This is a genomic window from Parageobacillus thermoglucosidasius, from assembly GCF_001295365.1.
In the GTDB taxonomy this organism is placed as follows: domain Bacteria; phylum Bacillota; class Bacilli; order Bacillales; family Anoxybacillaceae; genus Parageobacillus; species Parageobacillus thermoglucosidasius.
Window position 1 is genome coordinate 886,972 of record NZ_CP012712.1, and the last position, 13,029, is coordinate 900,000.

At 45.9% G+C, this 13,029-nt stretch carries 12 protein-coding genes, 11 tRNA genes and 1 rRNA gene (1 of these 24 only partly in view); 22 read left to right on the forward strand and 2 right to left on the reverse strand.

Going from position 1 to position 13,029, the window contains the following annotated elements:
* The first annotated feature begins 16 nt into the window (after nt 1-16).
* The 3 genes from AOT13_RS04385 to cshA all read left to right on the forward strand — a co-directional run bounded on the left by AOT13_RS04385 (nt 17) and on the right by cshA (nt 3,666).
* Nucleotides 17-1,393, forward strand: coding sequence for a UDP-N-acetylmuramoyl-tripeptide--D-alanyl-D-alanine ligase (locus AOT13_RS04385; RefSeq protein WP_013877621.1), 1,377 nt, complete (start codon nt 17-19; stop codon nt 1,391-1,393).
* 90 nt (nt 1,394-1,483) lie between these two features.
* Nucleotides 1,484-2,179 (forward strand): alpha/beta hydrolase, encoded by a 696-nt coding sequence (locus tag AOT13_RS04390; RefSeq protein WP_003253433.1) that lies wholly within the window; start codon nt 1,484-1,486, stop codon nt 2,177-2,179.
* An 89-nt stretch (nt 2,180-2,268) separates the two neighbouring features.
* Nucleotides 2,269-3,666: a degradosome RNA helicase CshA gene (gene cshA, locus AOT13_RS04395; RefSeq protein ID WP_013401780.1), complete on the forward strand. Its 1,398-nt coding sequence runs from the start codon at nt 2,269-2,271 to the stop codon at nt 3,664-3,666.
* 565 nt (nt 3,667-4,231) lie between these two features.
* On the opposite strand, the gene AOT13_RS04400 is transcribed toward cshA, so the two are convergent.
* The gene (locus AOT13_RS04400) at nt 4,232-4,846 is read right to left on the reverse strand and encodes a rhomboid family intramembrane serine protease (RefSeq protein WP_013401779.1); all 615 of its coding nucleotides are present in this window, start codon (nt 4,844-4,846) and stop codon (nt 4,232-4,234) included.
* Between the two features lie 62 nt (nt 4,847-4,908).
* On the opposite strand from AOT13_RS04400, the gene acpS reads away from it, so the two are divergent.
* The 6 genes from acpS to AOT13_RS04430 all read left to right on the forward strand — a co-directional run bounded on the left by acpS (nt 4,909) and on the right by AOT13_RS04430 (nt 10,853).
* On the forward strand, nt 4,909-5,271 hold the full coding sequence (gene acpS / locus AOT13_RS04405) for a holo-ACP synthase (RefSeq protein WP_013877619.1): 363 nt from the start codon (nt 4,909-4,911) through the stop codon (nt 5,269-5,271).
* Between the two features lie 81 nt (nt 5,272-5,352).
* Nucleotides 5,353-6,366, forward strand: coding sequence for an outer membrane lipoprotein-sorting protein (locus AOT13_RS04410; protein ID WP_042385737.1), 1,014 nt, complete (start codon nt 5,353-5,355; stop codon nt 6,364-6,366).
* Nucleotides 6,367-6,542: 176 nt separating this feature from the next.
* Nucleotides 6,543-7,697 carry an alanine racemase gene (gene alr, locus AOT13_RS04415; RefSeq protein WP_003253421.1) on the forward strand — a complete coding sequence of 385 codons (1,155 nt, stop codon included), beginning with the start codon at nt 6,543-6,545 and terminating at the stop codon, nt 7,695-7,697.
* Between the two features lie 122 nt (nt 7,698-7,819).
* A complete protein-coding gene (locus tag AOT13_RS04420; RefSeq protein WP_003253419.1) occupies nt 7,820-8,101 on the forward strand; it encodes a CopG family ribbon-helix-helix protein in 282 nt (93 codons plus the stop codon).
* Between the two features lie 4 nt (nt 8,102-8,105).
* On the forward strand, nt 8,106-8,456 hold the full coding sequence (ndoA, locus tag AOT13_RS04425) for a type II toxin-antitoxin system endoribonuclease NdoA (RefSeq protein WP_003253417.1): 351 nt from the start codon (nt 8,106-8,108) through the stop codon (nt 8,454-8,456).
* 210 nt (nt 8,457-8,666) lie between these two features.
* A complete protein-coding gene (locus tag AOT13_RS04430) occupies nt 8,667-10,853 on the forward strand; it encodes a Tex family protein (RefSeq protein ID WP_003253404.1) in 2,187 nt (728 codons plus the stop codon).
* Here AOT13_RS04430 and cmpA read toward each other — a convergent pair.
* Nucleotides 10,848-10,961 carry a cortex morphogenetic protein CmpA gene (gene cmpA / locus AOT13_RS19880; RefSeq protein WP_013401775.1) on the reverse strand — a complete coding sequence of 38 codons (114 nt, stop codon included), beginning with the start codon at nt 10,959-10,961 and terminating at the stop codon, nt 10,848-10,850. The genes AOT13_RS04430 and cmpA overlap by 6 nt on opposite strands.
* 87 nt (nt 10,962-11,048) lie before the next feature.
* On the opposite strand from cmpA, the gene AOT13_RS04435 reads away from it, so the two are divergent.
* The 13 genes from AOT13_RS04435 to AOT13_RS04495 all read left to right on the forward strand — a co-directional run.
* Nucleotides 11,049-11,516 (forward strand): SprT family protein, encoded by a 468-nt coding sequence (locus tag AOT13_RS04435; protein ID WP_003253403.1) that lies wholly within the window; start codon nt 11,049-11,051, stop codon nt 11,514-11,516.
* Nucleotides 11,517-11,848: 332 nt separating this feature from the next.
* A tRNA-Asn gene (locus AOT13_RS04440) sits at nt 11,849-11,920 on the forward strand.
* A 5-nt stretch (nt 11,921-11,925) separates the two neighbouring features.
* Nucleotides 11,926-12,018: transfer RNA gene (locus tag AOT13_RS04445), tRNA-Ser, on the forward strand.
* Nucleotides 12,019-12,040: 22 nt separating this feature from the next.
* Nucleotides 12,041-12,112, forward strand: a tRNA-Glu gene (locus tag AOT13_RS04450).
* A 47-nt stretch (nt 12,113-12,159) separates the two neighbouring features.
* Nucleotides 12,160-12,235: transfer RNA gene (locus tag AOT13_RS04455), tRNA-Asp, on the forward strand.
* Between the two features lie 16 nt (nt 12,236-12,251).
* Nucleotides 12,252-12,326: transfer RNA gene (locus AOT13_RS04460), tRNA-Gln, on the forward strand.
* A gap of 1 nt (nt 12,327) precedes the next feature.
* Nucleotides 12,328-12,400 (forward strand) — tRNA-Lys (locus AOT13_RS04465).
* 5 nt (nt 12,401-12,405) lie between these two features.
* Nucleotides 12,406-12,487: transfer RNA gene (locus tag AOT13_RS04470), tRNA-Leu, on the forward strand.
* 13 nt (nt 12,488-12,500) lie between these two features.
* A tRNA-Leu gene (locus AOT13_RS04475) sits at nt 12,501-12,583 on the forward strand.
* A gap of 27 nt (nt 12,584-12,610) precedes the next feature.
* A tRNA-Arg gene (locus tag AOT13_RS04480) sits at nt 12,611-12,687 on the forward strand.
* 2 nt (nt 12,688-12,689) lie between these two features.
* Nucleotides 12,690-12,763, forward strand: a tRNA-Pro gene (locus AOT13_RS04485).
* A 22-nt stretch (nt 12,764-12,785) separates the two neighbouring features.
* Nucleotides 12,786-12,859, forward strand: a tRNA-Gly gene (locus AOT13_RS04490).
* A gap of 114 nt (nt 12,860-12,973) precedes the next feature.
* Nucleotides 12,974-13,029, forward strand: a 16S ribosomal RNA gene (locus tag AOT13_RS04495); it runs 1,503 nt beyond the window's last position.

Sequence of the window (13,029 nt, forward strand, 5' to 3'; positions counted from 1 at the left end):
ATGAAGGTGAAAAAAGATGATCACTCGTACATTGCGCGATATACAGGCGATGGTGGATGGCCGCGGGCTTGCGGATAAGTTTTTGGACATCATGGTTCATGGGGTTTCAACGGATACGCGAACCATTCAAAAAGGAAATTTATATGTTCCGCTGAAAGGAGCAAAATTTGACGGGCACACATTTGTCCAAGACGCGCTGGATAAAGGAGCGAGCGCTGTCCTTTGGTCGGAAACGGAAGGATCTCCGCCGGCAGACGTGCCAGTGATTGTCGTGGATGACACGTTGCGCGCGCTCCAGCGTCTTGCGCATCGGTACCGCAAGCAGCTTTCAGCAAAAGTCATTGGCATTACCGGGAGCAATGGCAAAACAACGACAAAAGATATCGTTGCCGCATTGTTGGCCACTACCTATAAAGTGCAAAAAACGGAAGGAAATTTAAACAACCATATTGGCGTGCCATTGACGCTCCTTCGTCTGGAAGAAGACGTAGAAATGGCCGTCGTCGAAATGGGAATGAGCAATTTTGGCGAAATTGAATTATTGTCCAACATCGCCGAGCCAGATGCAGCGATTATAACAAATATTGGCGAGTCCCATTTGCAGGAATTAGGTTCGCGTGAAGGGATCGCGCAAGCAAAATTAGAAATTTTGTCCGGCTTAAAAAAGAACGGCCTTTTCGTTTATAACGGAGACGAGCCATTGCTGGCAAGCCGGGTTGCCCATTTGCCGCTGCCGGAGCATGTGTTGACGTTCGGGCAAGGAAATAAAAATGATTATTATCCGGAGTCGGTCCATTTGCAGGCAAATGGCATGATGTTTACCATCCGTCAAGCGGCAAATCGATCTTTTTTTCTGCCGATTTTAGGGAAGCATCATGTATATAACGCATTGGCTGCGCTCGCTGTAGCCCGCTTTTTTGACGTAAGCTGGGAGAACGTGCAAGAGGCGCTTTCGCGATTGCAAGTAACGCGCATGCGCATGGAAGTCATCGAAACGGAAAAGGGCTGGACGGTTATTAATGATGCTTACAACGCCAATCCGACATCGATGAAAGCAGCTTTGCAATTGCTTCAAGAGTTGACAGGATATAAGAAAAAAATGGCTGTGTTGGGAGACATGCTGGAGCTTGGCGATCGGGAAGTGGAATTTCATCAGGAAATTGGTGCAATGCTGCGGCCGGAAATCGTTGATTATGTATTTACGTATGGGAAATTGGCACGCCATATTGCGCTTGCGGCGCAGCCGTTCTTTCCTGACGGGCGCGTGAACGCTTATGAAGATAAGCGGGCATTGGCGAAAGATTTGCTTGCGGTTGTTTCCCCGGGAGATGTGATTTTGCTGAAGGCGTCGCGCGGTATGAAGCTGGAAGAGCTGCTTCCTGATTTGCAATGACGATATTATTGTGTAAAATGAAAACAACAGCGAAAAATAAAAGCGGCGTATTGGAACGCCGCTTTTCAATTTTCCGTAATGGTGATGGCAATGATCGGATGTCTATGTATTCATGGATTTACGGGAAGCCCTGGTGAAGTTGCCCCGCTCGCGGAATATTTGCGCAAACGGACGGACTGGATGATTAAAACTCCGACACTTCCCGGACATGGCCAGCGTCTCCAGCTAAAAGGGATTACTTATGATCAGTGGTTTCGCTCGGCGGAAGAAGAATTGCAAGCGCTGATGGAAAGATGCGAAACGGTTTATGTGGTCGGCTTTTCGATGGGCGGAGTTATCGCGGTATATTTGGCGGAAAAGTATAAGATTGACAAACTCGTGCTATTAAGCGCCGCGTTTTACTATGTCAATCCGCGCCAATTAATAAAAGACATCCATGAAATCATTCGCGACGGGTGGCGGAGTTTTCGCGAAAATCCGCTTTTTATCCGCTATAAAAATAAAATTTTTGCGACGCCGCTGACGGCGATATTAGAATTCCGGAAGTTAGTGAACGAAGTCCGGCCGCTTTTGCCTCGTGTCCGCGTTCCTGCATTGATTGTGCAGGGAGAAAAAGATGGGATCGTTCCGCCGAAAAGCGCCCGTTATTTATACGAGCAGATTGGTTCGGAAAAGAAGAAGCTGTTATTTTTGCCCGATTCTTACCATCACGTCTGCTATGGTCCCGACCGGCATATATTATTTATGGAGGTAGAAAATTTTTTGTTAGAAAATGGTGATTATTGAAAATGACAGATGAAAATGGTATGATAACTGTCAAATATTTTATTCGATTCATTTTGGATCGTAAGGAATTTAAAGGAGTTTGAATAACATTGACAACATTTTACGAATTAGGATTAAGCAACGAATTGATGAAGGCGATTCGCCGGATGGGGTTTGAAGAAACGACCCCGATTCAAGCGGAAACGATTCCGTTAAGCCTGCAAAATAAAGATGTCATTGGACAGGCGCAAACCGGCACTGGAAAAACGGCTGCTTTTGGCATTCCGCTCATCGAAAAAGTCGATGTAACAAACGAGGCGATTCAAGGCCTTGTCGTAGCGCCGACGCGAGAGCTGGCGATTCAAGTATCGGAAGAACTTTATAAAATTGGCGCAGTCAAGCGCGTCCGCGTGCTGCCGATTTACGGCGGGCAAGATATTGGGCGGCAAATTCGCGCGCTGAAAAAACGCCCGCATATCATTGTCGGAACTCCCGGGCGAATTATTGATCATATTAACCGTAAGACGCTTCACCTAGAAAACGTGCATACCGTCGTGCTCGATGAAGCGGATGAAATGCTGAATATGGGGTTTATCGACGATATTGAGGCGATTTTAAGCAATGTCCCTGAGAAGCGACAAACATTGTTGTTTTCCGCGACGATGCCGGAGCCAATCCGCCGCATCGCTGAGCGGTTTATGAATGAGCCGCAAATTGTGAAAGTCAAAGCGAAGGAAATGACGGTTCCAAACATTCAGCAATATTATTTGGAAGTGCAAGAAAAGAAGAAATTTGATATTTTGACCCGTTTATTAGACATTCAGGCGCCGGAATTGGCCATTGTTTTCGGACGTACAAAACGGCGCGTCGATGAATTGGCGGAAGCGCTCAATTTACGCGGATACGCCGCTGAAGGAATCCATGGAGATTTGAGCCAAGCGAAACGGTTATCCGTTCTCCGCAAATTTAAAGAAGGCTCGATCGAGATTTTAGTCGCTACTGACGTGGCGGCGCGCGGATTGGATATTTCCGGTGTGACGCATGTCTATAATTTTGATATTCCGCAAGACCCGGAAAGCTATGTTCACCGTATCGGCCGCACTGGCCGCGCTGGGAAAACCGGCGTGGCGATGACGTTCGTTACGCCGCGGGAAATTGGGCAGCTTCATAATATTGAGCGCACGACGAAACGGAAGATGGAGCGGATGAAACCGCCGACGCTGGATGAAGCGCTGGAAGGGCAACAGCGTATCGCGGTGGAAAAGCTCATCGCAACGGTCGAAACTGAAAATCTTTCTTTTTATAAACGGGCAGCGGAAGAATTACTGGAAGAGCACGACTCCGTATCGCTTGTCGCTGCGTGCATAAAAATGCTGACAAAAGAGCCGGATACGACGCCAGTGCAATTAACCGAGGAGCCACCGCTTCCGGTAAAACGGGAGAAAAAGCGCGCAAACCGTTCAGGAAGCCAGCGGGAGCGTTCAAAAAAACGGCGTGTCGCTCGTTAAAAAACGGCGCAATAAGCGCCGTTTTTTTTATTTAAGTGCCGACACAGGCATGCACACGCTGTGTTTCCCACATTGGTTGGAGAGTATAACGAGACAAAGAAAAGTTACTCATAATTGGAGCTCATCGCAAGCGTGCTGCAACGAATGGGTTATGTTAGAAAATAATGATACAGTTTTTTACAATATACTTATGTGAGAATTAAGAATTCTATTTGTTTTTGGCCTTTCCCGGCATTTTTCTAATTATGGGAAGAAGAAAGGGATCATATCGCCAATGTGCGGCAATTATTCTCCCCGCTGATAATCATGAACATATCTGGTCTCTAAAAAGCGATAAAGAGGTTCGCGTGCATCGATGATTTGGTGCCCAGCTTATTCTGTTCTTTTTACATGAATAAAAAGAACGGTAAAGCAGCATGACTGTTTGACTGAGGCGGCACAAAAAGATGAAGCATTATTTCGGCTTGTCAGTGATGGCAGCCCGTTTCCTGAAATCGAATGAATCGATATGTGAATTTTATATTTGGCAACCGTTCTTGCTTTTGCGAAATCTTGGACAGCAGTGTTAGCGAATGAGAAAAGGCCGCTGCCGATGCAGATGGGAAGAAATGAACGGGGCAATAATCCCCCCTCCTAAAAAGCCGAACAGGTGGGCGGCCATGTTTGCATCAGGAGCGGTAAATGCGATAAATAGACTAACACATAATACGGCGAAAAGAAGACGGGCGTGCTGTGCTTCGATGATATCGCGGCGAAATGTGGCCAAATATCCGTACATGCCGAACAAGCCGAAAATTGAGCCGGAAGCTCCGGCGTGGCTGTACATTGCCGGCAGAAGAAAAAAGGTGGCAACATTGGCAAATATCCCGCTTCCTATATAAAGAATCAAAAATTTGCCTTTTCCTAACATGTTTTCTAAGGCGGGGCCGAATAAAATAAGGGAAATCGAGTTAATAACCATATGTTCAAACCGTACGTGCAAAATGAGCGGGGTTACGAACCGCCAAGATTCCCCTTTTTTGATGGCGGCGTTAAAGCCGATCATTTTTTCCCATAACGGCTCAGCTATGGGAATGCGTAAAAAAAACATGAACCAAATCACTATATGAAGGACAACAAGAATGGTAACGACAGGATAAAACCGAAAAAAGGCATGGGCGTTTTCCATACGCACAAACATAACCTTCGCTCCTTTATTGGTTTGTTAAAATGTATGTACGAAGTAGAAAGGATAGAAGAGGAATGATTATCGGAATTGGCATCGATATTGTAGAGTTGAAACGGATCGAACAGCTAATAGCGAAAAATGAAAAATTTATCGATCGGATTTTAACGGAGAACGAAAAAGTGATTTTTTTCCAATTACCGCCGAAGCGCAAAGTGGAGTTTGCCGCGGGGAGATTTGCGGCAAAAGAAGCATATGCAAAGGCGGTCGGAACAGGGATCGGAAAAAATGTATCGTTCCATGATATTCAAATTATGCACGATGATCAGGGAAAGCCGATCGTTGTTTCCGATATGGAGGAGAACTGCCGCGTCCATGTTTCGATCTCCCATAGCCGTGATTATGCGATCGCTCAAGTCATTATTGAACGCTTGTCATAGCTAGTCTGCATATTCCCTTTGCTTGCCTCATATATTGTAATGGACAAATGGAAATTGATATGAGGCAAAGGGGTTGAAACGATGAGGGGCAACGTGTTTAGCGTGTTTCTTTGCGCCATACTGCTGATCGCTTTAGCTGGTTGCGGGGCAAAATCGCAAGAAGATGTGGTGAAAGCACTTGATAAAAAGATGGATGAGATGACAAGCTATCAAGCAGAAGCGAAAATGACGTTTCAAACTGGCGATAAGCCGCAAGTTTACGACGTCGAAATTTGGTATAAGCATCCTTCATACTATCGGGTCAGCTTGAAAAATGCCGATAAAAACCAAAGCCAGATGATTTTGCGCAACGATGAAGGTGTTTTTGTTTTTACTCCGGCATTAAACAAAAGCTTCCGTTTTCAAAGCGATTGGCCGAAAAACAGCAGTCAAGCCTATTTGTACGAATCATTAGTGAAAGACATTTTAAGCGATTCAAAAGCAAGTTTTAAAGCAACGAAAAAGCATTACGTATTTGAAACGAAAACAAACTATCCGAACAGCAGCATGATTCCAAAACAGGAAATTACGTTAAACAAAAAAGATTTATCTCCGGTATCTGTCAAAGTAATGGATACAGATCGGAACGCTTTATTAACCGTGCGATTTTCAAAAGTAGAGTTTAATAAAAAATTTGATGCTGATGCGTTTGATACGTCCAAAAACATGACCGGCGCCCGCTTGGAAGTGCCGACGATGGCAAAAGCGGAAAACCAAGCGCTTGAAGTTATGTATCCGGCCAATTTGCCAGAAGGAGTAAAACAGGTAGAGGAAAAAGAAGTTGCTTCTGAAAACGGAAAACGGATTATTATGACATTTGGGGGCGAAAAATCGTTCACCTTAATCGAAGAGAAAGCAGAAGTGCTGCCGGCGACGAGCACCCCGACGCTTGTCAATGGCGAACCGGTCGATTTAGGGTTTGCGATCGGCGCGCTGACGGACCAGACTCTTACTTGGTCGTATAAAGGGATCGACTTTACGCTTGCTTCTTCGGATTTAACGCCGGATGAACTGGTGATGATTGCCCGCTCTGTCCAAGGAAAAACGGCGAAATAATGACATTGTGCAGGTCCGCAAATTGCCGGGCCTGTTTTTTGCTGTATAAAAAATCCAATCGATGCATATTCCCTTCATTGTCTTTGAAGTGGTAAACTAAAAAAAGATGCAATTCATCTTATTCGAGAATAATCAACAAACCATCCATTTTGATAGACGAGGAAGTGCAGTGAGAGATGACCAGTATGTTTTACCGCGATACTTGGGCAGAAATTGATTTAGACGCGATTTACTATAACGTTTCACAACTGAAAAATTTTTTGCCAAACGATGTCCGCATCATGGCGGTGGTGAAGGCGAACGCTTACGGCCACGGTGATGTGCAAGTGGCAAAAACTGCGCTCGAGGCAGGGGCCTCTTATTTGGCAGTAGCGTTTTTGGATGAAGCGCTCGCATTGCGAAAAGGCGGAATTGACGCTCCGATTCTCGTGCTGGGAGCTTCCCGGCCTAGCGATATTAATATCGCTGCAAAACACCGGATTACGCTCACCGTGTTCCAGGCAGAATGGATTGAACAAGCGGCAGATTTTTACAGTGAAACGGCGCCTGTTTTGTTTCATTTAAAAATGGATACGGGAATGGGGCGGCTCGGGGTGAAAGAGGAAACAGAAACGAAGCGCCTCATTGAACAAATTGACCGCCATCCGTATTTTTCGCTAGAAGGCGTTTATACTCATTTTGCCACAGCCGATGAAATCAACACGGGCTATTTTTCTTTTCAATACGATAATTTTTTACGGATGCTCGAATGGCTTCCATATAAACCGCCTCTTATTCATTGCGGGAACAGCGCGACGACGTTGCGGTTTCCGGATAAAGTGTTTAATATGGTGCGCTTTGGCATTTCGATGTATGGACTATCTCCTTCACCGGAAATAAAACAATATTTGCCATATACATTAAAGGAAGCCTTTTCATTGCATAGCCGCCTTGTTCATGTGAAAAAGCTGAAGCCGGGAGAAAAGGTAAGCTATGGCGCGACATATACGGCAGAAACGGAGCAATGGGTCGGCACAGTTCCAATTGGATATGCGGATGGTTGGTTGCGTAAGCTGCAAAACTTTCATGTGCTTGTTAATGGAGAAAAAGCGCCGATTATTGGAAGAATTTGCATGGATCAGCTGATGGTCCGCCTGCCAAAGCAGCTGCCAGTCGGAACGAAAGTGACCTTGATTGGCCGGCAAGGTGATAAATATATTTCTGTTGATGATGTTGCACAATACTTGGATACGATTAATTATGAAATTCCTTGTACAATCAGTTATCGTGTTCCCCGTATTTTTTTCCGAAATAAGAGTATAATGGAAGTGAGAAATCTTGTTTATGCATAAACTGAAAAATTTTTCAGAAGATAATGACCAGAAAACAGAGAAATGACTTTGCACTGTGTTTATTTAATGGTATTATGAAATGGAAGCGATGAATCGGCTGCAGTTTGTGGAGGTGTGTATTCGTGTCGGAATCTAGCGCAACAACGGAAATCGTCGTTCGTTTACCTCAAGCACTAGTAACGGAATTGGATGTGCTTGTTAAACAAGAGAACGGCAACCGTAATGATCTCATTTATCAAGCAACTAAAATGTACATTCGCGAGCGAAAAAAACGGCAAATCCGCGAGGCGATGAGACGCGGTTATATGGAAATGGCGAAAATCAATTTATCCATTGCTTCAGAGGCGTTTCTTGCAGAATATGAAGCCGACCACACCGTTGAGCGTTTAGTTAGCGGGGGGTAATGCTTTGATTGTTAAGCGTGGCGACGTTTATTTTGCGGACCTTTCCCCGGTAGTTGGCTCGGAACAAGGAGGCGTTCGTCCGGTATTAGTCATTCAAAATGACATTGGAAATCGGTTTAGTCCGACGGTGATTGTGGCGGCGATAACAGCGCAAATCCAAAAAGCAAAGCTGCCGACACATGTTGAAATTGACGCGAAGCGTTACGGGTTTGAGCGGGATTCTGTTATTCTGCTAGAGCAAATTCGGACGATTGATAAGCAGCGGCTGACAGACAAAATTACTCACTTGGACGATGAAATGATGGATAAGGTGGATGAAGCGCTGCAAATTAGTTTAGGACTCATAGATTTTTAGCAGCAGCGCCCAGATATAAATTGGCCGTTCAAGCGAGTGCACGGTACCACCTATCGCTTCCGTTTCATAAAAAGTGGTGGGTTGTCTGCTATGTGCAAAAAGGGCAGGTCGCAAGCGATCGATCTGTCCGACTATTTTATAACGATTCCTGCAAAAATAGCTGCATCATTGTAGCTATTTTTATTTTTCGCATATGGAGGGGTCAAGGGGTTGTTAAACAGAGAAGCATTAATAGACTTAATAGCGAAAGAATTACAATTGTCCGCCAAACAGGTCAGCAACGTGATTTCCCTTTCTGAGGAAGGAAATACAGTGCCGTTTATTGCCCGCTATCGCAAAGAGATGACGGGCGCCTTGGATGAGGTGCAAATTCGCAACATTTTGGAGAAATGGAATTACTTGCAAAACTTAGAACAGCGCAAGGAAGAAGTTCTCCGCCTTATTGATGAGCAAGGCAAGCTGACGGACGAGCTGAAAAATGCAATTATCCATGCTACGAAACTGCAGCAAGTGGAAGATTTGTACCGCCCTTACAGACAAAAACGGCGCACAAAAGCAACCATCGCAAAGGAAAAAGGGTTAGAGCCGCTTGCGGAATGGTTGTGGACGTGCCCGGCGGCGCCGCGGCCGGAAGAAAAAGCATTGGAGTTTGTGAATCCGGACAAGGAAGTGCTTACTGCCGAAGAGGCACTTCAAGGAGCGAAGGATATCATTGCCGAAAAAGTATCAGATGACGCCCAGTTTCGCCAATGGATCCGCCAGCAGACGTGGAAAAAAGGTGTCATCGTATCGACCGTGAAAGAGCTTGAAAATGATGAGAAAAAAGTATATGAAATGTATTACGAGTATGAAGAGCCGGTGCACAAAATCGTTCCCCATCGTGTGCTGGCGCTCAATCGCGGCGAAAAAGAAGGGGTGTTGCGCGTCTCCATTCAGCCTCCGGTAGAGGATATTATAGCATATTTGCAAAAACGCATTATTACAGATCGCCAGTCTCCTGCCGCTATTCTTCTTGCCGAGGCGATTGAGGACGGCTATAAACGGCTTATAGAGCCGTCCATCGAGCGCGATATTCGCAATGAGTTGACCGAAAAAGCGGAAGAACGGGCGATTCACATTTTTGCGGAAAACTTGCGCAAACTATTGCTTCAGCCGCCGTTAAAAGGAAAGATCGTCCTTGGCATCGACCCTGCTTATCGAACAGGATGCAAGTTGGCGGTTGTTGATGAAACAGGAAAATTGCTGAAAATCGATGTTATTTACCCTCATCCGCCGCAGCCGCGGATCGAGGAAGCGAAGGAAAAATTGATCCGTATGATCGAAGAGTATAATGTCGAGATGATTGCCATTGGGAACGGGACGGCGTCAAGGGAAACGGAGCAATTCGTGGCAGATACATTAAAGCAAGTGGATAGAGAAATTTTTTACCTTATTGTCAATGAAGCGGGAGCGAGCGTCTATTCTGCTTCTGACCTTGCCCGCCAAGAGTTTCCGGATTTGCAGGTAGAGGAGCGGAGCGCGGTTTCCATCGCGCGGCGCGTACAAGACCCGCTTGCGGAACTGGTGAAAATTGATCCAAAATCAGTAGGGGTCGGCCAATATCAGCACGACGTTTCGCAAAAAAAATTAGCAGAATCGCTGCGGTTTGTCGTGGAAACAGTTGTCAACCAAGTCGGTGTTAACGTCAACACCGCCTCTGTTTCGTTATTGCAATACGTATCCGGCCTTACGAAAACAGTATCGGAAAATATCGTGAAACGCCGCGAGGAACAAGGAAAGTTTAAAAACCGTGAGGAATTGAAAGCGATACCGCGCCTTGGCGCTAAAACATACGAACAATGCATCGGCTTTTTACGCATTGTGGACGGAGACGAACCGCTCGACCGTACGCCGATCCATCCAGAGCGGTACGAAGAAGTGAAAAAACTGCTGCACCAACTTGGCTTTACCACCGAGCATATAGGAAGCGAGGAACTTCGCCAAGCATTGCAATCTCTTTCTATTCCTGACACGGCTGCTGAGCTTGGCATCGGAGAATTGACATTGCGGGACATTATTGACGCTTTAGTCCGTCCGGAACGCGATCCCCGTGACGAGCTGCCGAAGCCGTTGCTGCGAAAAGACATTTTAAAAATGGAAGATTTAAAAAAGGGAATGGAGCTAGAAGGCACGGTGCGCAATGTCGTCGATTTCGGGGCGTTTGTGGATATTGGAGTAAAGCAAGACGGGCTTGTCCACATTTCAAAATTAAGCAAGCAATATGTACGCCATCCGCTTGATGTTGTATCCGTAGGTGATGTCGTTAAAGTATGGGTTGACAACGTTGATGTTGATAAAGGAAGAATTTCCTTATCCATGATTCCGCCGGAAGAATCGGAAAAAACACTGCCTTCATGAGCAGTGTTTTTTCTGATAAAAAAACCAGCATTGATTTAGCAATTTGATTTGGTAGCGATTTTTTTCATAATAGGCCCGTCTCATTTGATTTTTGAACCATGTTGGCATGACGGTTGACCTCCCGCAACAAAAAGGTTCATATATAATGTATGTATCGTTAGTCTGTCCTGTTCTAAAAAGTAAGGAGTAACGAAAATGGAACAAAGTGATTTGCAACGTCTTGTCGAAAGAATATCTTTGCAATTTTTTCAGAAGCCGTTTAAGCATACCGCAACATTCAATCCGCGCCTGCGAACGACAGGAGGGCGTTACATACTGCAAACTCACAACATCGAATTGAACAAAAAATATTACGAAGCGTTCGGGGAAGAAGAGCTGATTGCCATCATTAAGCATGAATTGTGCCATTATCACCTTCATTTAGAAGGAAAAGGATACCGCCACCGCGACAAAGACTTTCGCGATTTACTGCGGCAAGTTCAGGCTCCCCGCTATTGTCGCCCCTTGCCCCAGCAAGCGCGCCAAAGAACGAAAAAGGTGTACGTGTATGTTTGTTCCGATTGCGGCATAAAATATAGACGGAAAAAGCGGATTAATACAGACAAATATGTTTGCGGGCGCTGCCATGGAAAACTAATGCTGGATAATGAGAAAGATCGATGAAATGAAAGGGCTTTGTCGAAGCTTTACATTGCCGTGAAAGAAGTTTTTTGCAGGTAAACGTAAAAAGCAGGGGCTTATTGTTGCGTTAAAGCCTTAGTTCAGCAGACTTGGCTCTTCGTTTTTCTGATCTTTTGCACCAATTCAGGGACTGATTCGAAAATTTTTGTTTAAAAAGTGTTGACAGCTAATCTTTATATATGCTAAATTATAAAAGCCGTCGCTGAAAGGCGATGGATGATAAATGAAAGTTGAAAGCTATTGACAACTGCCTATTCGCTCAATATAATAATGAATGTCGGTTATGCAAATTGTTAAATTTTATAAAGTTGCATTCCGCAATAGCTCAGCGGTAGAGCAACCGGCTGTTAACCGGTAGGTCGTAGGTTCGAATCCTACTTGCGGAGCCTTTGGAGAAGTACCCAAGTGGCTGAAGGGGACGGTTTGCTAAACCGTTAGGTCGCGTCTTTGCGGCGCGCGGGTTCAAATCCCGCCTTCTCCGCCACTTTCCGATATATTTTATCCGTGGCCCGTTGGTCAAGTGGTTAAGACACCGCCCTTTCACGGCGGTAACACGGGTTCGAATCCCGTACGGGTCACTGCAAATGGGTGTTGGGGATGAAAGCACCAACCCCATTTTATTGATGGTCCCGTAGTGTAGTGGTTAACACGCCTGCCTGTCACGCAGGAGATCGCGGGTTCGAGTCCCGTCGGGACCGCCATCTGAACATAATACATTGGGCTATAGCCAAGCGGTAAGGCAACGGACTTTGACTCCGTGATGCGCTGGTTCGAATCCAGCTAGCCCAGCCATGAGCCATTAGCTCAGCAGGTAGAGCATCTGACTTTTAATCAGAGGGTCGGAGGTTCGAATCCTCCATGGCTCATTTTTGCGGGTGTGGCGGAATTGGCAGACGCACCAGACTTAGGATCTGGCGCCTTACGGCGTGGGGGTTCAAGTCCCTCCACCCGCACTTTAATCCATACGCGGTCGTGGCGGAATGGCAGACGCGCTAGGTTGAGGGCCTAGTGGGGGCAACCCCGTGGAGGTTCAAGTCCTCTCGACCGCATAAAAATTGTTTTGCAATTTAATTATTGCGCTCGTAGCTCAACTGGATAGAGCATCTGACTACGGATCAGAAGGTTAGGGGTTCGAGTCCTCTCGAGCGCGCCATTCGGGAAGTAGCTCAGCTTGGTAGAGCACATGGTTTGGGACCATGGGGTCGCAGGTTCGAATCCTGTCTTCCCGATTTATTAACGCAAATAAAATATGCGGGTGTAGTTTAGTGGTAAAACCTCAGCCTTCCAAGCTGATGTCGTGGGTTCGATTCCCATCACCCGCTCCACATTATTTTATGAATGTTCCTTGAAAACTGAACAAAACGAAGCGTCCACATAGAAAAGCGGAGGCGACTGGCATCGAAAGGTGCTGGCGCTGAAGCTGAAGCCAATCTACTTTCTTTTTGGAGAGTTTGATCCTGGCTCAGGACGAACGCTGGCGGCGTGCCTAATACAT